Raw genomic sequence first — 21,793 nt, forward strand, 5'->3', positions numbered from 1 at the left:
GGCGTGGCACTTCACTCGACAATCCCCCTGCCCCAGGTTTCGCAGGTCGCGCAGACGATCCAGCTTGCTTTGGCGCCGGTGTTCCTGCTCGCGGGCATCGGCGCCTTCCTGAACGTCTGTGCGGGGCGCCTTGCCCGGATTATCGACCGCGCCAGGCTGGTCGAAGGCAAAATACTCACGTCGCGCGGTAAGGAACATGACCGCATGGTGGGCGAGATCCGCGTGCTGGACCGGCGCATGAACGTGGTCAACGTCGCGATCTTCCTTTCGGTGGCATCCGCATGCGCGGTCTGCCTGGTCGTCATCCTGCTGTTTGCGGGCAACCTGTTCGGTGCGCATCTTGGCACGCTCATTGCCATCCTGTTCAGTCTGGCGATGCTGCTTCAGGCGGGCGGTTTTGCAACCTTCATTCAGGAAATCCGCCTGGCATCGCGCACCATCCGCATCCGCAACGAAGTCCTCTATCACCAGGCGGAGGGGGAAGAGGAGGCATGACCAAATTCACGGTCAACGACCGCCCGGTCCAATATCGGATGGACCCCGACACGCCACTCCTCTGGGCGCTGCGCGACGCATCCAACCTGACCGGGACCAAATATGGTTGTGGAACGGGCGATTGTGGGGCCTGCACGGTCGATATCGACGGGCAGGCGGTGCGCTCATGCCAGGTCAGCATCAGGGAGGCCGAAGGACGCTTCGTCACCACCATAGAGGCACTTTCCCCCGATCGCGGCCACCCGCTGCAACAGGTCTTCGCGGCCGACAATGTGTCGCAGTGCGGCTATTGCATCCCCGGTGTCCTCATGGCGGCGTCGGTTCTGCTGAAGCGTAACAACGATCCGAGTGACGAGGATATCGACGCCGCCATCACCAACATATGCCGGTGTGGCATCTACCCCCGCCTGCGCGGCGCCATCAAGCGCGCCGGAAAGGTCATGCGCGGCGAGGAACAGGTAGAGGCGGCCCCGCCCCCCGGCGTATCGCCCGAAGAGGCCGCCCGCGCCGTCCCGGCGCTCCGGCGGCCCTAGTCCCGCCGCCGCCTAGCCGAACCGATAGGCCGATACCGGCCATCCCCTCACGGCGTCGTCATAATCAACCTGCGCGACATCATCGCCGCCCGCGCCCAGCGCCACCATCAGCGGCAGCAGATGTTCTTCACGAGGATGGGCGAAGCGCGCCTCCGGCAAAGTCTCCCACGCAGCGACGCGAGCCGATCGCCGTTGGGGGTCCGGGTCCGTCACCGCGTCAGTCAAAGCCTCGTGCCACAATAGCGATGGTGTTCGCGCCTGCGAATCCTGCACCCGCATATTGTGGAAACTCATCCCCGACCCGATGATCACGACCCCTTCATCGCGCAACGGTTCAAGCGCCTGGCCCGCCGCGATATGCGCCTGTGGGGCGAGGTCTTTTCTCAACGACAGTTGCACGACGGGAATGTCGGCCTGCGGCCGCGCGACCTTCATCGGAATGAAGATGCCGTGGTCCCAGCCGCGTCCATGCTCTTCCGCGACGGGGAAGCCAGCTTCACGCAGCAGTTGGGCGGCGCGGTCGGCAACGGCGGGCGCTCCCGGCGCATCCCATTTCAGGGAATAGGTGTGCGGTGGAAAATTATAATAGTCGAACAGAAGGTCCGGACGATCCCCCTTATGCACGGTAAGGACCGACTCCTCCCAGTGCGCCGACACGATCAACATCGCGCGCGGCCGTTCGGGCAGGCTCTCGACCAGTTGCGTCAGATAATCCTGCATCGTCTGCCACATGGGGTCGCTGTAGGGGCGGTCGGGATCTGCGGGGTTCATGAAGAAGCAAGGACCACCACCGTGCGGGATATAAAGGCTGGGCTGTTTCATGACCGTTAGATCGCGCGCTGCCCCTGGCCATGCAAGTGCGCGGCGTGAAACAGTGCGTTTCGTAGCCCCTAAGCTTCACCAGCCTCGATAATGGGGGCGATGGCCTGCGCCAGCGTGGCGCCGGAATAGGGCTTCTTCAACAGGGTGACCCCGCTGAACCGCTCGGGCAGGTCAAGACCATCGCCATAGCCCGTCGCGAACAGAAAGCTGATGCCATTTTCCGCGAGCATGTCGGCGATCGGCAAGCTGGTTTCATTGCCCAAATTGAAATCCAGGACGGCAAAATCGATGGCGTGCAGATCGATGGCTTCACGCGCTCGCCCGACGCTGGCGGCGGTGATGACTTCCGCGCCCAGATCGCGCAACGCATCCTCGCCATCCATCGCGATGATCATATTGTCCTCGACCAGAAGGACGTTGCGCCCCTTGAGCAAGCCGGGAGCAGGCGCGGGCGCGGGCTTCGATCTTTCCCCAACGGTGACGTCCGGCAGAACCGACACGATATGCTGGGACGGGATGCAGAAATGCGCCTCCAGCCCGGAAAGGCGGTAGGTAATCTCCGCCTTGCCATCCAGATCATAAGGGATCGACCGTTCGATGACGGTGGAACCGAAACCCCGGCGAGTCGGGGCGACGACGGCCGGGCCACCGCTTTCATTCCAGTCGAGAAGCAAGCTGCCTTCCGGATCGACACGCCAGTCGATCGCAACCGTGCCACCATCCGACAGCGCGCCATATTTGGCGGCGTTGGTCAGCAACTCATGAATGACGAGGGCCAGCACGGTAAAGGCCGACGGCGTCAGCAGTACATTGGGGCCGGTCTGTTTGACCCGGTCGCGCCGCTCGCCCAGATAAGCCCCTGCCTCCACCTCGATCAGGTCCTGCAACCGTGCCGGTGCCCAGCGGTCAGCCGTGATCTGGTCATGAGCGCGGGCCAGCGCATGCACACGGCTTTCCAACGTGTCGATAAACTCGTCCACCGAACGGGCATTGTCGCGCGTCTGGGACAAAAGCCCACGGATCAGCGATAATATATTGCGGACCCGATGGTTCAGCTCGGCAATCAGCAGTTCCTGCTTTTCATGCGCCTTCTGCCGTTCCTCGTTGGCGGAATCGGAAAGGCGCAGCACCACTTCCAGCAGAGCCGTCCGCAATGCCTCCGCGACGCGCAATTCTGCCGGGGTGAAAGGCACTGACGTGCCCTTCACCAGTTGCGACCATTCTTCGAAACTCTTGCGCGGGGTCAGGCGCGGCCCATTCGGCCCATATTCGATATGCTTTTCCTGATTGCCCGCCCAGCGCACCGAACGCATCTGCTCCGCGCGGAACAGCACGACATAGTCGCGCGGTCGCCGTGACAGCGGAATGGCGAGCAGGCCCGCCGCGCGATCGGCATAGGCTTCCGCTTCGGGCATCACCCGGCAGAGGCAGTCGGTCGCGAACACTTGGCTTGCCGCCGTCCGATTGAGCATCGAGACGATCGCTGCAAAGGCGGACCTGTCCGGCGTCAAACCGGCCAGCGTCACGTCCCCGTCAATATACACGCCGACGCCATCCGCGGGCACGGTGTCGAAGATGACGTCACCCAGCCAACGAGCGTTGGACAGCAGATCATGATCCTGGGCAACAGCGGACATAAGGCGATCAGCGACTTGCCGCGCCTTCCCCTCATAATCCGCCGTCTCCGCCCGCTCGCGGCTTTCCAGCATCATGGAGAAAATCTGTCCGAACAGCTCAGCCGCGCTACGCTGCGCGAAGGTCGGCAGGCGCGGGCCATAATGGTGGCAGGCGAACAAACCCCACAAGCGCCCCTCGACAATGATCGAGATGGAGAGCGAAGCCCCCACGCCCATATTGCCGAGATATTCGATGTGGATCGGCGAAACCGCGCGCAGCAGGCACAACGACATGTCGAGCGCCGCGCCGGTGGGATCAAGCACCGGGATCACCGGAACCGGCTCTGCCCCAACGTCCGCGATGACGCGGAAGATATTGCGCAAGTAAAGCGCCCGGGCCTGGGTCGGGATGTCCGAAGCCGGGTAATGCAGCCCGAAAAAGCTGTCGATGCCGGGCCGCAGCGCTTCGGCCACGACTTCGCCGTCGCCACCATCGGCAAAGCGGTAAACCATGACGCGGTCGAATCCGGTCAAGGCTCTCACCTGCCTCGCCCCATCGCGCAGGAAGGCAGCCATGCTGTCCGTTTGAGCAAGCCGCGCGACCATGGAGCGCACCATGCTGGTCGCCTCGATCTCATCCGCGAAAGCCGGTTCGGCCTCGATCACCACCAGCGAGCCCGAAAAATGAACGGCTATGTCAAAGGGCTGAATGCCGTCGATCAGCACCAGCGAGAACATCCGCTCGACCGCGTCGGGGCCACGCAGCAGCGTGATGCGGTTCCGCAGCGAATGAATGGCATCATCCCGGAACAGCCCGCTGATCGGCTTGCCCAACATCTGCTCAGGCGTCAGCCCGATAAACTGTTCACAATTTGCCGAGACGCGGGAAACCAGCCAGTCGGCGGTCAGCGCAACCAGAAAGCCGAAAGGCTGTATGGTGCCCGGCACATGGATCGGTTCGCGATCGCAATTGCTGATGTCGACGGCGAAGTCGGCCATCTCCTGTCCATCGCGTTCAGCCATGACTGCTCACCCGTTCCGCCGCGGCACCTGCCGCGAACAGAGCGAAGGCGGCTTGCGCTCCCTGTATCGCGTTGTCGATCCAATCCTGGCCACCGCCATCCGCCGCCTTGTCCAGCGCTTGCTGAAAGGCGATCCAGCTTCCTTGGCCGTGGACAGACTTGAGATAGGCCCTGGGCAACCCGGCAGGCACGCGCCGTTCCAGCATGGCGCCACCCAGCCGCGAACCTTCCAGGGCGTAGAGCGCACCCCACCGAAACCCTTCGCCCGCATGCGCCGTTGTTTCCAATGGCTCCGGCAGCGTTTCGCCCAATGATGCAAGGTCTTCCATCAACTGGGGCAAGCGCGGAGAATCGGGCATCGCCAACTGTTCCAGCGGCATCAGCGCGCGTGCATGCGCTTTCAGAAAGGCTCCATATTCCGCAGGGGAATCCAGCGAAAAGCCGGAAAAAAGATCATCCACCCGCTGATGGTTTTCCATCGTCGCTTTTCTTAAGGCCTGTCGAATTCGGCCGACGTTGGACGTTCTCTTCACTCGTCGTTCCTAAAGGCTGACACCGAGGCGCGCACTGATCTGGATCAGTTTTTGAGCCTGACGGCGGTGGTTGGTCGATTTTCTACCGAAATAATCGATTTGTGTACGCCAGGTCCCAATGATCATCTATACTTGTGAGATTCTTTCAAATCGCTGACGAACGAGTTCAGCGTCGCGACATGGCGGCAGACATAAAAGGGAAATCATGCGGGGCATGGCGCCCCTTTTGGAAAGAAAAGACCATGTTGAGGAAAATGATGTTGGCGGGGCTGATGACCGCCACCGTTCTGGGTGGCGTCGCCCCTGCCTATGCGCAACGCGGGCAGGATGGAGGGCGCGATCGCGGCGGTGAGCAGTCTGGCCGGAACGAAGGCCGGGCACCCCGTGGCGGCGGGCAGGATGGCGATCGCGGAAACGTCCGCGTGCGTGACCAGGCTTCCACGCAGCGTTGGCAAGAAGGCGTAAATGATCGCGCGCGGGTACAGACCGTTCCGGCACAGCCCAATCGACAGTGGCGTGCTGCGGAATCACGCCCTGATGCTCCTCGCGATGCGCGGCGCAACGATATGCGCGTCCGGGAACGGGCCGTTGGCGATCGTCCGCAGTGGCGGGATGACCGCCGGGACAACAACCAGGCGGGCTGGCGCGGCAGTCGCGACGACAGGCGACAGGACCGGCGTGATGATCGTCGGGATGGACGACCAGAAGGGCGCCTCGACAGCGGCAACAACTGGCGCGGCAGCCTGGCGGGCAATCGCCGGTTCGATGATCGCACCCGCTGGAACGGCCAGCGTCGTTGGGACAATGACTGGCGGCAGGACCGCCGCTATGACTGGCGCAGCTATCGCTCACGCTACAGCGACCGCTACCGGATGGGCCGCTATTATGCGCCGCGCGGATGGAGCTATGGCTACAGAAGCTTTTCGACAGGCATCTTCCTGAACAGCTTGCTGTTCGCGAACAACTATTGGATCAACGATCCATGGTCCTATCGCCTGCCGCCTGCCTACGGCACGCTGCGTTGGGTGCGCTATTATGACGATGCCCTGCTGGTCGATATCCGGGACGGCTATGTGGTAGATGTGATCCACGATTTCTTCTGGTAAGCGAAGGATCATATCCGCTGATTTCATCTGGGCCTGGCGCCATGTGCGTCAGGCCCTTTTCATTTGCACCGACGGGACGACGGCGGCAGGAAGCGGGCATGACGGACGTGATTGATGATGGCGGCATCGCTTCGGCCACTCGGGCAAAGATCGGCGATGCGGTGCGCGCAAAGCTGGACCGCAACCCCTTGGTCAGCCGGATCGACGCAGCGAACCTTGAAATCTACGGCCGCCATGACTTCCTCAGCGCCGAAGAATGCGAAGGCTTGCGCGCACTGATCGACGCCGACGCCCAGCCCTCCACGCTGTTTTCCGGCAGCGCGAATGCCGACTACCGCACCAGCCACAGCTGCAACCTTAGCCCCTGGCACCCGCTGGTCGATGGCATCAGCCGCCGGATTTGCGCGCTGACCGGCTTGCCGCCCGAAAATGGCGAAACCTTGCAGGGTCAACGCTATGCGGTCGGTCAGGAATATAAGGCCCATTGCGATTATTTCCCGGTCACCGCCAATTATTGGCCCGCGATGATGAAAAAGGGCGGGCAGCGCAGCTGGACGGCGATGATCTATCTGTCGCCGGTTGGAGCCGGCGGGGAGACGCATTTTCCCCATTGCGAGTTCATGGTGCCTCCCGTTGAAGGGATGATCCTCATCTGGAACAACCTGAGGACCGACGGTTCACCCAATCCGATGAGCCTGCATGCCGCCCGGCCCGTGGAAAACGGCGTTAAATATGTCGTGACCAAATGGTTTCGGGAGCGGCGCTGGGTACACTGATCGCAAGCGCACCTCTTCATAGCCGTGATACAAGTTGCGACATAAATGACTGATTCCTGACAACACTGTTCCCCACAGGTTCAGCGGCCGGAATGCATAACCCCATTGTTGGTGACGGAACCGGCCCAGGGGATGAAAGTTTGATCCCAGCCGGTTCAGGCCGCCAAGCTGATGGGAGAAAATATATGCGTAAGTTGATCATCCTCGGCCTTATCGCAGCGACCGCGATGCCTAGCGCGGTCATGGCCCAGTCGCGCGGCGAAGTGCGCGACAGTGCGCGGGACCTACGGCAGGAGCAGCGCGAACTGCGCGACGCGCAACGCCATGGCTCACGTCACGATGTACGGGAAGAGCGCCGCGATGTCCGCGACGCCAGGCAGGAAATGCGCGAAGATTGGCGCGACTATCGCCGTTCGCACCGTGACGTCTATCGCGGCGGCAACTGGCGCGCGCCCTTCCGCTACAATCGCTGGGAAGTCGGGTCTCAATTACGCCCGGGCTTCTATAATTCCCGCTACTATATCAGCGATCCCTATCGCTATCGCCTGCCCCGGCCCGCGAACCGCAACCTGCGCTGGGTAAGGCATTATAATGACGTGCTGTTGGTAAACGTCCGCAGCGGGCGCGTGATGGAGGTCCATCGGGGCTTCTTCTGGTAACGCAGAACTGACGACTAAGCGCGGCTCCGGATTTCGGTTCGGAGCCGTTCGCTATTTCTTTCGCCACAGAAGAGCGGTCGCGGTGCGATCGCAGCCAGTATCTCAATTTTTCGAAGTCCCCTTGGCCGCGCCGCCCGTCTCCGAGCAGGCGCGGCCGATGGCACGCACAGGGCGCACCATCAGTCCGAAAGGGGGTGGACCGGAATAGGAACGCTTAGGGTCGGCTAATGTTCCCCTGCGTCAACCCAGCGCCTCCGCGATCAGGCGGCGGCTATTTGCCACGCCATAAAGGGCGATGAAGCTGCCCATGCGCGGCCCCTGATCGGCGCCTAGCAACGTCTGATACAGCGCCTTGAACCAGTCCCGCAGTTCCGCAAAGCCAAAGGCCTCGTCCTTGCCGATCGCATAAACGATATTCTGGATATCTTCGGCGGTGGCGTCATCGCCCAGCGCCGCCAGTTCCGCGTCCAGCCTGCGCAGCGCCTCGGCTTCATGGGCCTCCGGCGCGCGACGCTTCAGCGTGGGCGCCACGAAGTCGCGATGATAGGCCAGCGCATGCCCGATCAGTGCGTCCAGTTCAGGATAGGTCTGCGCGCTCGCTTCAGGGACATAATTTTGCAGATATCCCCACACCTGTTCCCGGCTGGCGTCGCCCATGACGCCGACCAGATTGAGCAACAGGCCGAAGGTCACCGGCAGCTTGCCGTCGGGCAGCTTTCCATCATGGATATGATGCACCGGATTGCCGAGTTGCTGCTCGACCTGCTGGTTGGGATAGTTGACCCGGAACTGCCAATATTCGTCCACCGCGCGCGGGATCACGCCCATGTGCAGCTGTTTGGCCTTCTTCGGCTCACGATAGGCGTAAAAGGCCAGGCTTTCCTGCGGCCCGTAGGTCAGCCACTGTTCAAGGCTCAGGCCATTGCCCTTGGACTTGGAGATCTTCTCCCCCTTCTCGTCCAGGAACATCTCATAATTGAAGCCTTCGGGCGGGCGGGCGCCCAGCGCGCGGCAGATCTTGGACGACTGGGTAACCGAATCGATCAGATCCTTGCCCGCCATCTCATAATCGACGCCCAGCGCGACCCAACGCATCGCCCAATCGACCTTCCATTGCAGCTTCGCGCCGCCGGACAGGATCGACTGCTCGACCATCTCGCCCTCATCCTCGAACCGGACGAGCCCGGCGTCGGCGTCCAGCACCTCGATCGGAACCTGAAGGACGATACCGCTCTTCGGACTGATCGGCAGAACTGGCGAATAGGTCGCCTGCCGTTCCTTGCGCAGGGTCGGCAGCATAATGTCCATGATGTCCTGATAGTGACGCAGGACATTCTTGAGCGCGTCGTCGAACGCGCCGGACTTGTACCGATCGGTCGCGGACACGAATTCATAATCGAAACCGAAGCGGTCCAGAAATTCGCGCAGCATGGCGTTATTGTGGTGCGCGAAGCTTTCGAACTTCTCGAACGGATCGGGCACCTGGGTCAGCGGCTTGCCAAGATGTTCGGCCAGCATCGCCTGGTTCGGCACATTGTCGGGCACCTTGCGCAGCCCGTCCATATCGTCGCTAAACGCAATCAGGCGCGTGGGTATATCGGACAGCGCATGATAGGCGTTGCGCACCATCGTCGTGCGCAACACTTCGTTGAAGGTGCCGATGTGCGGCAGGCCGGACGGGCCATAGCCGGTCTCGAACAGGATATGGCCTTTGTCGGGAGCGCCGTTCTGGTAGCGCTTCAGCAGCTTGCGCGCTTCTTCATAGGGCCAGGCCTTGGACGCCAGAGCGGCGGTGCGGAGGATATCGGACACGGTCATGATGCACATGCCCCTAGCCTTGGAAGGCCGGAAATGGAACGTCTTTCCGTACAGCGGCGGACGCGGCTTTGCCCCGCGCGCCTTTTCCTTGCGGCCAACCGGATTTGGCCGCCGCGCAAGCTGAGTTGAGCCTTTTTCCGGTTTCCCTTTTGTTCCCGGTCGCCTAAGCGATTGGAGTGATCGACCCCACTGCCCTGCCCGCCCTTCATGCCAGCCATGGTGGGATCTGGTTGCGCGAGGGTGAGGACACCCGGGCGGTTGCAAAGGGAGCGGCCATCGCCTGCGCCGCAGAGACACCCACTTTGCTGCTCAATGCGCCGCTGACGGGGCAAAGGCTTGGCTATCCTGAACTTAACGGCCTGGACCTGCTGGAGCTCTGGGCTTTCGTCCACCCGGCCCGCTTCCTTGTCCCCACCCCCAAGGGCCTCGCCGAAGCGCTCGGCCTGGAACGGCCGGGCAGCGAAGCGGACATTCCGCAGCTGCTGCAAGCCGCCACCGCTACTCTGCTGGACTTGCTCGGATCGCCTTCATGGACCGAGCGGGAGGGCGGTTGGACCTCCGCCCAGACGCTGCACCGCCTCCGCTGGCCTTGGGCGCCGCTCATCGCGCCCCGGATAAGCCGACCACCCGAAGCGGAGCGCTGGCTTTTCTCCCGTTTGCCCGAATGGGAGGAAACGCCGCCGCGCCCCGCGCCACGCACCATCTCCCTCGATGAAGAGGCGGTATTGGCGCGGCTGGCGCATCTGACCGGTAGCGCGGCGGAAGCTCGGCCGGGGCAGCGCGCCTATGCGGCAGCAGCCGTGGAGAGCTTCCGTCCGCGACAGCATCGGGATCAACCCAACATGCTGCTGGCGGAGGCTGGCACCGGGATCGGCAAGACATTGGGCTATCTCGCCCCGGCCTCGCTCTGGGCATCGCAGGCGCAAGGCACGGTATGGATATCGACCTATACCAAAGCGCTCCAACGGCAGCTTGACCGCGAAAGCCTCCGCCTCTTCCCCGATCCTGCAATGGCAGCGCGGCGGATCGTCGTACGCAAGGGGCGCGAAAATTACCTCTGCCTGCTGAACCTGGAGGATGCGCTACAGGGCGGCTTTTCCGGCCGCGCGGCTATCCTGGCCCAACTGGTCGCGCGCTGGGCGGCGTTCAGCAAGGATGGCGACATGGTCGGCGGCGACCTGCCCGGTTGGCTGCCGACATTGTTCCGCCGCAACGGCTCCACCGCGCTGACCGACCGGCGGGGCGAATGTATCTACGCAGGCTGTCCGCATTATCGCAAATGCTTCATCGAACGGTCGGCGCGCGCCTCTGCCGACGCGGACATCGTCATCGCCAATCACGCCCTCGTCATGATCAACGCCGCGCGCGGGCGGGAAACAGGCCAACGGCCCCAGCGCATCATCTTCGATGAGGGCCATCACCTTTTCGACGCGGCCGACTCCACCTTTTCCGTCGCCTTGTCCGGGCAGGAAGCCATCGAGCTGCGCCGCTGGGTCATGGGGCCTGAAGGCAATTCGCGCGGTCGGCGGCGCGGTCTTGCCGCCCGCCTGTCGGATCTGGCCAGCTATGACGAGGAAGGCGGCCAGGCGATCCGCGCGGCGGCGGACGCCGCGCGCGCGCTGCCAGCCGATGAGTGGCTGAAACGCATCGTCGCGGGAGAGCCGTTCGGACCACTTGAACAGCTGCTCGCCGCGGTGCGTGGCACCGTCTATGCCCGCGCCGCCGACGTTGGGGAAGCGGACGCAGGCTATGGACTGGAAACGGAAGTGGCCGAACCTGATGGCCCGCTGGTCGAAGCCGCGCAGGAGGCGGCGCTCGCGCTCGACGCTTTGCTGCGGCCGCTCAACCGGCTCGGCAAACGGCTGGAGGCAGTCATCGAGGATGCGCCCGATTGGCTCGACGGCGCAGCCCGCGCACGGATCGAAGGCGCGATTGCCTCGCTCGGCTGGCGGTGCGACCTCATCGCCGCCTGGCTCGCGCTGCTCGCGCGGATCGGCGGCCCGGCTGATGCGGATTTCGTCGACTGGATGACGGTCGATCGCATCGAAGGGCGGGAATTCGACATCGGCATCCACCGCCACTGGCTGGACCCCACCCGACCCCTCGCCGAAACCGTGCTGAAACCCGCACAGGGCGTGCTTATAACCTCCGCGACACTCAAGGGCGGCGGCGATTGGGACAATGCGGAAAGCCGCAGCGGGGCGAGCCATCTCCCGCACGGTGCCCAGCGGTTCGAAGCGGCAAGCCCGTTCGACTATCCCGGCCGCGCGGAGGTGCTGGTGGTCACGGACATCAAGCGCGGCGACATTGCCGCACTGTCGGGTGCCTATGGGCGGCTTATCGAAGCGGCGGGCGGCGGCACGCTCGGCCTGTTCACGGCGATACGGCGGCTGCGCGCGGTCCATGCGCGTATCGCAGATCGCCTCGCGCGAGCGGGCCTGCCGCTCTACGCTCAGCATGTCGATCCGATGGACACCGGAACGCTGATCGACATTTTCCGCGATGACCCGCGTGCTTCGCTCCTCGGCACGGACGCCTTGCGCGACGGGGTCGATGTGCCCGGCCATTCGCTGCGGCTCGTCGTCATGGAGGGCGTTCCCTGGTCGAAGCCCACGGTGCTGCACGCCGCCCGCCGTCTCGCAGGAGGGGGTGCCGCCTATGACGACCGGCTCATCCGCGCGCGCCTTGCCCAAGCCTTTGGCCGCCTGATCCGCCGCGCCGAGGATCGCGGCAGCTTCGTCATATTGTCGGCCGCGATGCCCAGTCGCCTGCTCAGCGCCTTTCCGCCGGGCACCCCCATTCGCCGCGTCACCCTTGACGAAGCGATCATTGCGGTCAGCGCCCATTGCCACGCTGGCCTTGGCGACGGCATGCCGCTAGGGCAACGAGGACACGAATCCGGCATTCCCGACCTGGAGCAAAGATGAAGCGGTTGACCCTGTTGCGCCACGCCAAGTCCGACTGGGACGATCCGGTAGAGCGGGATTTCGACCGCCCGCTGAACCGGCGCGGGGAAAAGGCGGCGCTGCTGATCGGTCAATATGCCCGCAACCGGAAAATGCAGTTCGACTTTCTCGTCGCCTCTCCCGCCGTCCGGGTTGTGCAAACGCTCGACACCTTTCTGGAAGGCTATGGCCAGCCGCTGGATCCTCATTGGGATCGCCGCATATATCTGGCGTCCGTGGCAACGCTGCTGGATGTCCTGCGCGATCTGCCCGACACTGCAAGCAACGTGATCTTGGCAGGACATAATCCCGGCCTTGAGGAACTGATCCTGGAACTGGTGCCGGACAATAACGCCAGCCCGCTACGCGGCGATGTGGAAGTCAAGTTTCCGACGGCCAGCATCGCGGTCCTGGATCTGGATGTCGATGGCTGGGCGGACGTCGCACCGAACGCGGGAACGCTGATGAGTTTCACCCGCCCGCGTGATCTAGATCCGGCGCTAGGCCCGGAATCGCGTTAAATCAACTGTTCTAAGTGACCAAGGTCGCTGCTGGCGCAGAGTGAGTTCAACCCGGACCCCCACCTCCGTTCGGGCTGAGCTTGTCGAAGCCCTCTTCTTTTTAAGGGGCAGTAAAGCCCTTCGACAAGCTTGGGGCAAACCGGTTTAAAGGGCGGCACTGAGTTAGAGCTGGAAGCACTAAGTAAACTCGAGGCGCTGAACTTACTCCCCAATAGCCTTCGCCAAGGCCGCCCGGATCGCCTGAAGCCGATCCAGCAAATCCGCACCCCGCTCAGGCTTGGCCGAAACAGCAGGAGCCGGAACAGCGGCGGGTTTCGCCACGGCGATCCCATCGGCAAGCGCCTTTTGCGCGCCCCGCACCGTGAACCCCTCAATATTCAACAACTGATTGATGCGCCTGACCAGCGCCACGTCCGCTGGCCTGTAATAACGGCGATTACCCGACCGCTGGAGAGGACGTAGTTGGGGAAAACGCGTTTCCCAGTAACGCAGAATATGCTGCGGAAGCCCCAGTTCCCCGGACAGCTCGCTAATCGTCAGGAACGCACCCTCTGCCTTTTCCATGGGTCCGATGTTGCACCTATCAGGACGCAAAGGTCAACCATGCGCGGGATTAACTGGCAGCTATCCTTAGGGCCTAACCTATCAGGATGCGGCAACGCGGTCCCGCATGGTCTGGCTGGCGCGGAAGGTCAACACGCGGCGCGGTTCGATGGGCACCTCAACGCCTGTCTTGGGATTACGGCCCATGCGCTGGGTCTTGTCGCGCAGAACGAAGGTGCCAAAGCTCGATATCTTCACATTTTCCCCGCGTTCCAGTGCGGAGGTCATATGTTCCAATATGGACTCGATAAGCGCGGCGGCCTCGGATCGTGAAAGGCCAATATGACGATTGACGCTTTCCGCCAGATCTGCGCGTGTCAGGGTGCCATTGCCAGTCATCGAACGTCCCCACCTTCATTCGCCGGGTCAATGCCGACGACAATGGTAAATTGTGCGATAAGCTGAGTGATTCGGCAAGATGACTCGCCGAAGAAAGTCAAAGAATTCCGGGTAGATGCCTTGGCTTAGACCCGAAGGACGCAAGCGCCCCAGGTAAAGCCCCCGCCCATCGCCTCCAGCACGAGCAGGTCGCCGGACTTAATCCGGCCGTCACGCATGGCCAGATCAAGCGCCAATGGCACCGAAGCGGCGGAAGTATTGGCGTGGCGATCCACCGTCATGACGACCCGATCGGGCGACAGCTTCAGCTTCCGCGCGGTGGCGTCCAGAATGCGCGCATTCGCCTGATGAGGGATCAGCCAGTCAATCTGGTCCGTGCCGAGGCCTGCTATTTCCATGACCTCAGTCAGTACCGAGGCAAGGTTGACGACCGCATGGCGGAAGACTTCCTGCCCCTTCATGCGCAGCTTGCCGACCGTCTTCGTCGTCGAAGGCCCGCCATCGACATAGAGAAGCTGGTTGTGCCGACCGTCAGCATGCAGCTTTGAGGCCAATATGCCGCGCGCGCCGTCTGCGCTTTCCTCCGCGCCCAGTACGATCGCCCCCGCGCCGTCCCCGAACAGGACGCAGGTCGTCCGATCTTCCCAGTCGAGAATGCGGCTGAACGTCTCCGATCCGATCACCAGCGCCTTTTGCGCGGCGCCAGACTGGATCATGCTGTCCGCCACCGTCACCGCGTAGAGGAAGCCCGAGCACACCGCCGCAACGTCGAACGCCACGCAATCATTGATGCCGAGCGCTGCCTGAACAATGGTCGCGCTGGCGGGAAACGTCTGGTCCGGCGTAGCCGTCGCCAGAATGATGAGGTCGATATCCTGCGCCGCCAGACCCGCCTCATCCAGTGCCGCGCGAGCAGCATCGGTCGCAAGGCTTGCGGTTGTTTCGCCGTCGCCCGCGATGTGGCGATTGCGGATGCCGGTGCGTTCGACGATCCATTCGTCGCTCGTGTCCACGGTCTCCGCCAGTTCAGCGTTGCTGACAGCGCGAACCGGGAGAGCCGACCCCGTACCCAGAAGAACGGACCTGCGAATCACTTTGCGGCGAGCTCCTGTTTGGACGCCACGGCCGAAAGCGCGCTGACGCCCGCCATGTCGGCGGCGATACGCCGCGTAATATCTTCTTCCAGCAGCCGCGCAGCGACATGGACGGCATTGGCAACGCCCTTGTCATTGGCGTTGCCATGACTTTTCACCACGACACCGTTCAGGCCCAGAAACACCGCACCATTATGGTTGTTGGGGTCCAGGTGATGCTTGAGCAGGTGCATGGCGGGCTTGGAAATCAGGAACCCGATCTTGGACCGGATGGAGCTGGTGAAGGCGGTGCGCAGCAGGTCGGTGACGAATCGGGCCGTGCCCTCCGCCGTCTTCAGCGCCACATTGCCGGAAAAACCGTCGCTGACGATCACATCGGCCTCGCCGCGCCCGATCTTGTCGCCTTCGGTAAAGCCATCGAACGAGAGGGGCAGGCTCGTCGCAGCGCGCAGAATCGCGGCAGCGTCACGGATTTCTTCCGTGCCCTTCATGTCTTCCGTGCCGATGTTCATGATGCGAACGCGCGGGCGTTCAAGGTCGAAAGCGATGCGCGCATAGGCCGCGCCCATCACAGCAAACTGCACCAGGTTGCGGGCGTCGCACTCTGTATTGGCGCCCAGGTCCAGCATGACCACGTCATTGTCGCCGAGCGTAGGCAGCAAAGCCGCCAGAGCGGGCCGATCAATCCCCGGCATGGTACGCAGCGCCAGCTTGGCCATCGCCATCAACGCGCCGGTATTACCCGACGAGACCGCAGCGCCCGCCTCGCCAGCCTTCACCGCAGCGATCGCCATGCTCATGGAGCTGGCCTTCTTGCGGATGGCGGCGCTGGGCTTATCCCCCGCAGACACGACATCGCTGGCGTGCACCACTTCGGACGCGGCCCGCAGATTCGGATGATTGTCGAGGGCGGCCTTGATCCGCGCCTCGTCTCCGAAAAGGGTGAAGCGTAGCCCTTCGTGGCGGTGACGGGCGAGCGCTACACCCGCCATCATCACGCGCACACCTTCATCCCCGCCCATCGCGTCGATTGCGATTCGCGGTTGGCTGGACACTTCAGGACACCTTTGCAGGAGGGAGTGTGTCGTCAGGCCCCGACGGCAACGACTTCGCGGCCGTTATAGTGGCCGCAGGCGTCGCACAGATTATGCGGGCGCTTGAGTTCACCGCAGTTCGAGCATTCCTGGAACGCTTCAACGCGCAGCGCGTCGTGGCTGCGACGCATGCCGCGACGGGACGGGGAAGTTTTCCTCTTGGGGACAGCCATGTCGGCACCTTATTCCATAATTAGATCTGGTTAAGCGACTGGCCGAAATCCGATGAATATCGACGCCACAGGCGCCGCAGACCCATGCGGCCCGGGTGATCGCGAAGCCCTGCGCCTATAGCGTTTTTTGGCAGGGGTGCAAGTCCTTCCTTGCCCCGAAACGATGGCCGCCTATTGTACCGCCAACGTAAGGATAGGGAGAAACATGCGATGCTGTTGCCGATCACGCTGACCTTGGCCGCTGCCTGCGCGCTTCTCAACCTGTGGCTCGCATTTCGCTGCGTCCGGATTCGCGTCGGCGGCAAAGTGCTGCATGGCGATGGCGGCGATCAACTGCTTGCGCGCCGGATACGGGCGCATGCGAACTTCGCCGAATATACGCCGATCATCCTCATCCTCTTCGCCCTGATCGAGCTGGCCATAGGATCGCCGCTGTGGCTGTGGATAGGCGCGCTGACCTATGTCATAGCGCGCGCATCGCACGGAATCGGCATGGACGCCGACCGCCCCACCGCCTGGCGGGCAGGCGGCGCGATGCTCACCTGGGTGGTGACGGCGGCGCTGGCAATGGCGGCGCTATATGTCGCCTATCACGCGACCCGCGCGGTGCCTGCACCACCAGCCATGGCCGCGCGCTAGCCGTTAGCCGAGGACCGCGTCACCAACGAAAGGATTGGTGCGGCGCTCATGGGCGAAATCGCTCATCGGGCCGTGGCCGGGGACAAAGGCAGTGTCGCCGCCCAGAGGCCAAAGCTTGCCCGTGATGGCGTCGATCAGCTGCTGGTGATTGCCCATCGGGAAATCCGTGCGGCCGATCGATCCCTGGAACAGCACGTCGCCGACGATCGCCAGCTTGCTGGGCGCGTGATGGAACACGACATGGCCGGGCGTGTGGCCGGGGCAATGATAGACGTCCAGCACCAGATCGCCGACCGTCACCTGATCGCCGTCGGCCAGCCAGCGGTCAGGCTCGAAGATCTTTCCGTTCACGCCGTAATTGCGGCCGTCCTCTTCCAGACGGCTGATCCAGAAGCGATCCGCCTCATGCGGCCCTTCGATCGGAACGCCGAGTTCCTTGGCCAACGTGCCCGCCTCGCCGCAATGGTCGATATGGCCGTGCGTCACCAATATTTTTTCGATCGTCACGCCCTGCTGCTCCGCAGCGGCCTTCAGCCGCGGGAGGTCCCCACCCGGATCGACAAAAGCACCACGGTTGGTGGCCGTGCACCAGAAGAGCGTGCAATTCTGCTGCAAGGGAGTGACGGGAATCAGGGCGGCTTTTAGCGGAGGCGTGGTCATGGCGGAGATGTGGCGAAGGCGGGCGTGGGGCGCAAGAGCTAGCCCGCGTCTTCCATCGCCAGCGGTTCAGCAAGGCTTATCCCGTCCAGCACCTTCGCTGTCTCGTCCCGCACGCGCAGCATCACGCGATGCAGCCTGCATTCCGATTCGGGCAAACAGTTGGTGCAGGTCTCATGCGCGAATCGGCTGGCGCAGGGCGTCAGCGCCAACGATCCTCGGGTCAGCCGCACGATATCGCCATAGCTGATATCAACCGGAGCCAGCGCGAGCCAATAGCCCCCATCCCGCCCCCGCTGCGTCGCCACCAGCCCTTCCCGCGACAGTTCCGACAGGATGACCGTCAGGAACTTCGCCGGAATATTCTGCCGCGTCGCAATCTCGTTCAGCGGCACGGGGCCTTGGCGGTAGCGGTCGGCAAGATGCTGGAGAGCGCGGATGGCGTAACGGGTCTTCTGCGAAAGCATATTCCCGTTATTCGCCCCCGCGCCTCATTTGACAAGTCGCCGCGGGGCCGATCAGGCCTTCACCTTGCTCAACGCTTCTTCATAGGTGGTAGCCTTGAAGCCAACGACGGTCCGCCCGCCAACGTCCAGGATTGGCCGCTTGATCATCGACGGGTTGGTGCTCATCAGCAGGATCGCTTTTTCCGCATCGATATGCGCCTTGTCGCCCGCGTCCAGCGCCTTGAAGGTCGTTCCAGAACGGTTGAGGATGGTTTCCCACCCATGTTCCATCACCCACTCTTCCAGCTTGCCCTTGTCCACGCCGGAAACCTTATAGTCGTGGAAGCTGTAGGAGACGCGCTCATTGTCCAGGAAATTGCGCGCCTTCTTGATGGTGTCGCAATTTTTGATGCCATACATGGTAATCATGGGGGTCAGCCTTTGAACGCGGTGACTTCGATCTCGATCTTCATCTCCGGCTTGATAAGGCCGACGACGACGCAGCTTGCGGCCGGACGAATCTCACCGAACACGGGCGCGGTCGCTTTGCCAAGGTCATCCCAATAGGCCGGGTCAGTGATATAATAGGTCACGCGCACGACATCGGCGAAGGAAAAGCCTGCATCTTCCAGCGCCTTGCCGATGACCTTCAGCGCGTTGACGCCCTGATCGACGACGCTTTCCGGCATCGTCTTGGTTTCAGGGTCGGTGCCGGTCGTACCGGCGACGAAGCACCAGTCGCCCTGAACCACGGCGCGCGAATAGCCGACCTGCGCCTCGAAAGGCGAACCCGAGGAGATGAGTTTGCGGGACATGGGATTTCCTTCGAAGGGGTAGCGATGAAAGGGATCGGGCGGCTCTTGCCCCCTGCCGTCTCCCCTGTCCAGCGCCTTTTGGACAGCCATGGAACGGGCGCCCCGGTTGATCGGTTGGGCAGGCAAGGAGACATGCCATGGACCAGCCAAAGCATCAGTCGGACAAGGACCGCGTTCCCGACGATATCGAGGAAAATGACGAGCAGAGGGACAGGGGATCGCAGGCGCAGGATGTCGCCGACGACGCCCGCGCGCACAGCACCGACCTGTCGGAGGACAGCGAACGGGGCGGAACCCCAAACCGCGCCCAGATCATTCCCGAAGACACGCCCGACCTGGTCGAGCGGATGGAGGAAATGAACCGTTCCGGACGGATCGACAATGACGCCTTCGCGGGCGAACCGCAGATGGATGATGAGGAAGACTATCTCGGCAACACCGAGGACGAGGAATAGCGCCGAGGCGGGATAAGGCGCTCTCCCCGCGCCTTCCGGCCTCCAGCCGCTAGAGCGTCGCGCCTTAAATCGGCACTGCCCCTGTTACCGTTCGCCCTGAGCCTGTCGAAGGGCTGTACTTTTTTCTAGAAAGAACAGGGCTTCGACTAGCTCAGCCCGAACGGAATTGAGTGATCCAGATAAAGATCACGAAGCCCTAAAGGCCCAAAGCCGCCATAACGGAGGGTAAACGGATCAGCTTCGCCGCGCACCGCCAGCAACGCAGCCTAGGCTGGCGGGATGATCCGCCTGTGCAAACTGCTTCCTCCCCTCCTCGCCCTTCATATCCTGCTGATCGGATCGGCGGGGCCTGTCCGGGCGGAAAATCCTTCTTCGCGCTTCGGCCTGTGCCACGGCATAGGCGGGCCGGATTGCGTGGTCGATGGAGATACATTCTGGATGGAGGGGACAAAAATCCGCATCGCCGACATCGACACGCCGGAAACCCACGGCCCGCGTTGCAGTGCCGAGGGGGCGCTGGGCATGCGGGCAACACAGCGGCTGCTGGCGCTGCTCAATGCGGGCGCCTTTTCACTTATGCCGGTGGAGCGGGAACGGGATCGCTATGGACGAACCCTGCGCATCGTGACGCGACAGGGCCGGTCGATCGGCGCATTGCTGGTCGCCGAAGGTCTGGCGCGCCCCTGGACCGGAGCGCGCCAGCCATGGTGCCGTAGTTAGCGGCAGCTGATACCGCCGCGGTCGATCTCGCGGCCGAGCAGAGCGCCCGCACCCGCTCCGATCAGCACGCCAGCAGTGTTCGAATAACCGCGATCCAGCTGCCCGCCGAGCAACCCGCCCAGCGCCGCGCCGACGATCAGGCCGGTCGTGCCGTCCGAACGGCGGCAATAATAGCGGTCGTCGTAGCCGCGATAGATGCGAGTGCCCCGCGTCACGCGGATCGGCTCATAGCCGCTGCGATAATAGCGATCGGGCCGATAGCGGCTGCCATAGCGGCGATCCGGGCGGTTCCAGTCATAGCTATAGACGACCCCACCGGGACGTTTCCAATGACCCTTGTGACGGCCATTGTCGTGGCGGCGATCATCGCGCCAGTCGCGGCGGGCTTCCCGCACATCCCTGCGATAATCACGGCGCGCGTCCTGGACATCCTCGCGATACTCTCGGCGGGCTTCGCGCCTGTCTTCGCGGTTTTCCCGCCAATCACGGGATTGCGCAAGAGCGGGCACGCTGCCCAGCGCCATCGCGCCCAGCGAAAGCGCCGAAAGCGCGGCTTTCAGGCTGATCTTCATGGGTCTACTCCTTGCCAGTTTATCAGGCTGAAGGTCTAAACACATGATCGCCGATGGACGTTGCATGAACGGAACAAAACCTGCCGTTCACCCCCGCGCAAGGTACGCGTCAGGGTGACAAAGGTGACACGACAGGGCCGCGGAAAAGCGCGGTTTTCGGCGAAATTTCCTACAGGGTGAAAGAGCCGCTGGAGGATGTAGCGGGGTGAGAGTGTGTAGGACAGCGGAATAGAAATATTACTCCGGTCGGCCACGAGTTAAGCCGAGCCGACGTTTCCAATCCTTGGTATTAGTTGCAGACTCGGAACGCCTTCAGAGTGGCCTCCCTCGCCCTTAGCATACCCTGTGTCTTGAGGAGAAAAAATGCATGCCGCAGCATGACTTAATACAATGTCTGAGCTTGCCGCATCCGATGTAGCTTCGGCGAGGGCAGTAAACGTAGCTAAGGCATTCTGCCTATGTCGGTTCACAACCTCATTGTGCTTGTGAGACATGAAATTCCTAGCAGAGAGGAACAGCATGTAAGCTATAACGGCGAATATCAAAACTTTACTGATAATTAGCTGGCCACCACGATAACCGTCTAAGTTATCAAGGCCGGGGACACGGTGGAAAAACAACGATGCTACAGCGTAAAACGCTAAGCCGATGGAGAGCCAAACAGTCCGTTTGAACCAAGTATCTGACAAATCCTTGTGACTATCTGCTTCACTTTTGAAGTGTATTGCTTGTTTGCTTACCCCCTGCTCCGCAGCGATGGCCCGCACTTCCGTCAGTATAGAATCGGCGGCCGACTTCTGTTCTGATAGATCGCTCATCAACCTTTCCGCTTGATCGCGCGCTGACTGAGACGCTGCTCTCGCCTCTCTTTCAAGACGAGAGAAATCTTGAGACCGAGCAGTTGCAAAAGAAATCAAAAGAAACAGCTGGTCAAATATAGACTGATACCGGCTTGTCACTTGGTTCACCAAGTTCATTTTGGCGTCCATAGGAGCAGGCTGAGCGGACTCAAGGTCGAATTTCAGGCACTGATCCAATAGGTTGTAAAAAGCATTAGCTTCATCCCTTATAATTGTCTTTTGACGCTCAGGAAAGAAATGAAGCTGTGAGAGGGATATCATTTTGAAGAGATCAATTACTTTGTTCGCTGGATCAACAACCTCTTTAAAAGCAAACTTGCTACCAAGGTCATTTTCGCGGACCAAGGAAGAAACTTCAAAATCTTGGACGCGCTTCAACGCAAGCTGAGTTTCATTCAGCTCTTCCACAATGGGGCTCGGGCTGTCGTTTGCAGCTTTTACTCGCGTGTGGCGCTGCGCTGGACTCGTCATTTAATCACC

Annotated in this window: 25 protein-coding genes; 10 read left to right on the forward strand and 15 right to left on the reverse strand. The window is 62.2% G+C overall.

Going from position 1 to position 21,793, the window contains the following annotated elements; all coding sequences use genetic code 11:
- Positions 1-3 precede the first annotated feature (3 nt).
- Both ACZ5ZH_RS09380 and ACZ5ZH_RS09385 read left to right on the forward strand, forming a co-directional pair.
- The gene (locus ACZ5ZH_RS09380) at positions 4-495 is read left to right on the forward strand and encodes a DUF2721 domain-containing protein (RefSeq protein ID WP_449474213.1); all 492 of its coding nucleotides are present in this window, start codon (positions 4-6) and stop codon (positions 493-495) included.
- Positions 492-1,028: a (2Fe-2S)-binding protein gene (locus tag ACZ5ZH_RS09385; protein ID WP_464771338.1), complete on the forward strand. Its 537-nt coding sequence runs from the start codon at positions 492-494 to the stop codon at positions 1,026-1,028. The genes ACZ5ZH_RS09380 and ACZ5ZH_RS09385 overlap by 4 nt, the downstream gene beginning before the upstream one ends.
- 12 nt (positions 1,029-1,040) lie before the next feature.
- On the opposite strand, the gene ACZ5ZH_RS09390 is transcribed toward ACZ5ZH_RS09385, so the two are convergent.
- From ACZ5ZH_RS09390 to ACZ5ZH_RS09400, 3 genes are all read right to left on the reverse strand, one after another.
- Entirely contained in the window at positions 1,041-1,850 is an 810-nt protein-coding gene (locus ACZ5ZH_RS09390; protein WP_464771339.1) for a DODA-type extradiol aromatic ring-opening family dioxygenase, read from the reverse strand.
- A gap of 68 nt (positions 1,851-1,918) precedes the next feature.
- Positions 1,919-4,489, reverse strand: coding sequence for an HWE histidine kinase domain-containing protein (locus tag ACZ5ZH_RS09395; protein WP_464771340.1), 2,571 nt, complete (start codon positions 4,487-4,489; stop codon positions 1,919-1,921).
- The gene (locus tag ACZ5ZH_RS09400; RefSeq protein ID WP_464771341.1) at positions 4,482-4,967 is read right to left on the reverse strand and encodes a biliverdin-producing heme oxygenase; all 486 of its coding nucleotides are present in this window, start codon (positions 4,965-4,967) and stop codon (positions 4,482-4,484) included. The genes ACZ5ZH_RS09395 and ACZ5ZH_RS09400 overlap by 8 nt, the downstream gene beginning before the upstream one ends.
- Positions 4,968-5,293: 326 nt before the next feature.
- Here ACZ5ZH_RS09400 and ACZ5ZH_RS09405 point away from each other — a divergent pair, with 326 nt between their 5' ends.
- The 3 genes from ACZ5ZH_RS09405 (at position 5,294) to ACZ5ZH_RS09415 (ending at position 7,562) form a co-directional block, all read left to right on the forward strand.
- On the forward strand, positions 5,294-6,127 hold the full coding sequence (locus ACZ5ZH_RS09405) for an RcnB family protein (RefSeq protein WP_464771342.1): 834 nt from the start codon (positions 5,294-5,296) through the stop codon (positions 6,125-6,127).
- 98 nt (positions 6,128-6,225) lie between these two features.
- Positions 6,226-6,903 carry a 2OG-Fe(II) oxygenase gene (locus ACZ5ZH_RS09410; RefSeq protein ID WP_464771343.1) on the forward strand — a complete coding sequence of 226 codons (678 nt, stop codon included), beginning with the start codon at positions 6,226-6,228 and terminating at the stop codon, positions 6,901-6,903.
- A gap of 185 nt (positions 6,904-7,088) precedes the next feature.
- Complete coding sequence (locus ACZ5ZH_RS09415; protein ID WP_449474225.1) at positions 7,089-7,562, forward strand: RcnB family protein; 474 nt, start codon at positions 7,089-7,091, stop codon at positions 7,560-7,562.
- 240 nt (positions 7,563-7,802) lie between these two features.
- Here the strand turns inward: ACZ5ZH_RS09415 and ACZ5ZH_RS09420 are convergent, their stop codons facing one another.
- Positions 7,803-9,380 (reverse strand): lysine--tRNA ligase, encoded by a 1,578-nt coding sequence (locus tag ACZ5ZH_RS09420; RefSeq protein WP_464771344.1) that lies wholly within the window; start codon positions 9,378-9,380, stop codon positions 7,803-7,805.
- A 176-nt stretch (positions 9,381-9,556) separates the two neighbouring features.
- On the opposite strand from ACZ5ZH_RS09420, the gene ACZ5ZH_RS09425 reads away from it, so the two are divergent.
- The gene (locus ACZ5ZH_RS09425) at positions 9,557-12,307 is read left to right on the forward strand and encodes an ATP-dependent DNA helicase (protein ID WP_464771345.1); all 2,751 of its coding nucleotides are present in this window, start codon (positions 9,557-9,559) and stop codon (positions 12,305-12,307) included.
- Entirely contained in the window at positions 12,304-12,846 is a 543-nt protein-coding gene (locus ACZ5ZH_RS09430; RefSeq protein ID WP_464771346.1) for a SixA phosphatase family protein, read from the forward strand. Before ACZ5ZH_RS09425 ends, ACZ5ZH_RS09430 begins: the two co-directional genes overlap by 4 nt.
- 201 nt (positions 12,847-13,047) lie before the next feature.
- On the opposite strand, the gene ACZ5ZH_RS09435 is transcribed toward ACZ5ZH_RS09430, so the two are convergent.
- The 5 genes from ACZ5ZH_RS09435 to rpmF all read right to left on the reverse strand — a co-directional run bounded on the left by ACZ5ZH_RS09435 (position 13,048) and on the right by rpmF (position 16,149).
- Entirely contained in the window at positions 13,048-13,410 is a 363-nt protein-coding gene (locus tag ACZ5ZH_RS09435; protein ID WP_464771347.1) for a MerR family transcriptional regulator, read from the reverse strand.
- An 81-nt stretch (positions 13,411-13,491) separates the two neighbouring features.
- Positions 13,492-13,788, reverse strand: coding sequence for an integration host factor subunit alpha (gene ihfA / locus ACZ5ZH_RS09440; RefSeq protein WP_449474233.1), 297 nt, complete (start codon positions 13,786-13,788; stop codon positions 13,492-13,494).
- 125 nt (positions 13,789-13,913) lie between these two features.
- A complete protein-coding gene (locus tag ACZ5ZH_RS09445; protein ID WP_464771348.1) occupies positions 13,914-14,882 on the reverse strand; it encodes a beta-ketoacyl-ACP synthase III in 969 nt (322 codons plus the stop codon).
- On the reverse strand, positions 14,879-15,904 hold the full coding sequence (plsX, locus tag ACZ5ZH_RS09450; RefSeq protein ID WP_449474679.1) for a phosphate acyltransferase PlsX: 1,026 nt from the start codon (positions 15,902-15,904) through the stop codon (positions 14,879-14,881). Before plsX ends, ACZ5ZH_RS09445 begins: the two co-directional genes overlap by 4 nt.
- A gap of 65 nt (positions 15,905-15,969) precedes the next feature.
- A complete protein-coding gene (gene rpmF / locus ACZ5ZH_RS09455) occupies positions 15,970-16,149 on the reverse strand; it encodes a 50S ribosomal protein L32 (protein WP_081570365.1) in 180 nt (59 codons plus the stop codon).
- A 210-nt stretch (positions 16,150-16,359) separates the two neighbouring features.
- Between rpmF and ACZ5ZH_RS09460 the strand changes: the two genes are divergently transcribed.
- Positions 16,360-16,788, forward strand: a complete 429-nt coding sequence (locus ACZ5ZH_RS09460) for an MAPEG family protein (protein ID WP_464771349.1) — start codon at positions 16,360-16,362, stop codon at positions 16,786-16,788.
- Between the two features lie 3 nt (positions 16,789-16,791).
- Here ACZ5ZH_RS09460 and ACZ5ZH_RS09465 read toward each other — a convergent pair whose 3' ends face one another.
- From ACZ5ZH_RS09465 to ACZ5ZH_RS09480, 4 genes are read right to left on the reverse strand one after another with little or no spacing between them, the layout of a single operon-like run.
- A complete protein-coding gene (locus ACZ5ZH_RS09465; protein WP_464771350.1) occupies positions 16,792-17,448 on the reverse strand; it encodes an MBL fold metallo-hydrolase in 657 nt (218 codons plus the stop codon).
- 38 nt (positions 17,449-17,486) lie between these two features.
- A complete protein-coding gene (locus ACZ5ZH_RS09470; protein WP_196224625.1) occupies positions 17,487-17,912 on the reverse strand; it encodes an RrF2 family transcriptional regulator in 426 nt (141 codons plus the stop codon).
- Between the two features lie 51 nt (positions 17,913-17,963).
- A complete protein-coding gene (locus ACZ5ZH_RS09475; RefSeq protein WP_196224626.1) occupies positions 17,964-18,320 on the reverse strand; it encodes an ArsC family reductase in 357 nt (118 codons plus the stop codon).
- A 5-nt stretch (positions 18,321-18,325) separates the two neighbouring features.
- Positions 18,326-18,706 (reverse strand): RidA family protein, encoded by a 381-nt coding sequence (locus ACZ5ZH_RS09480; protein ID WP_460988117.1) that lies wholly within the window; start codon positions 18,704-18,706, stop codon positions 18,326-18,328.
- Between the two features lie 137 nt (positions 18,707-18,843).
- Here ACZ5ZH_RS09480 and ACZ5ZH_RS09485 point away from each other — a divergent pair, with 137 nt between their 5' ends.
- Both ACZ5ZH_RS09485 and ACZ5ZH_RS09490 read left to right on the forward strand, forming a co-directional pair.
- On the forward strand, positions 18,844-19,161 hold the full coding sequence (locus tag ACZ5ZH_RS09485; protein ID WP_464771351.1) for a hypothetical protein: 318 nt from the start codon (positions 18,844-18,846) through the stop codon (positions 19,159-19,161).
- Positions 19,162-19,440: 279 nt separating this feature from the next.
- Positions 19,441-19,881, forward strand: coding sequence for a thermonuclease family protein (locus tag ACZ5ZH_RS09490; protein ID WP_464771352.1), 441 nt, complete (start codon positions 19,441-19,443; stop codon positions 19,879-19,881).
- On the opposite strand, the gene ACZ5ZH_RS09495 is transcribed toward ACZ5ZH_RS09490, so the two are convergent.
- Entirely contained in the window at positions 19,878-20,453 is a 576-nt protein-coding gene (locus tag ACZ5ZH_RS09495) for a glycine zipper 2TM domain-containing protein (RefSeq protein ID WP_464771353.1), read from the reverse strand. The genes ACZ5ZH_RS09490 and ACZ5ZH_RS09495 overlap by 4 nt on opposite strands.
- Before the next feature lie 257 nt (positions 20,454-20,710).
- Positions 20,711-21,784: a hypothetical protein gene (locus tag ACZ5ZH_RS09500; protein WP_464771354.1), complete on the reverse strand. Its 1,074-nt coding sequence runs from the start codon at positions 21,782-21,784 to the stop codon at positions 20,711-20,713.
- Positions 21,785-21,793 lie beyond the last annotated feature (9 nt).

It is taken from the genome of Sphingobium sp. TomMM7A, assembly GCF_055397305.1.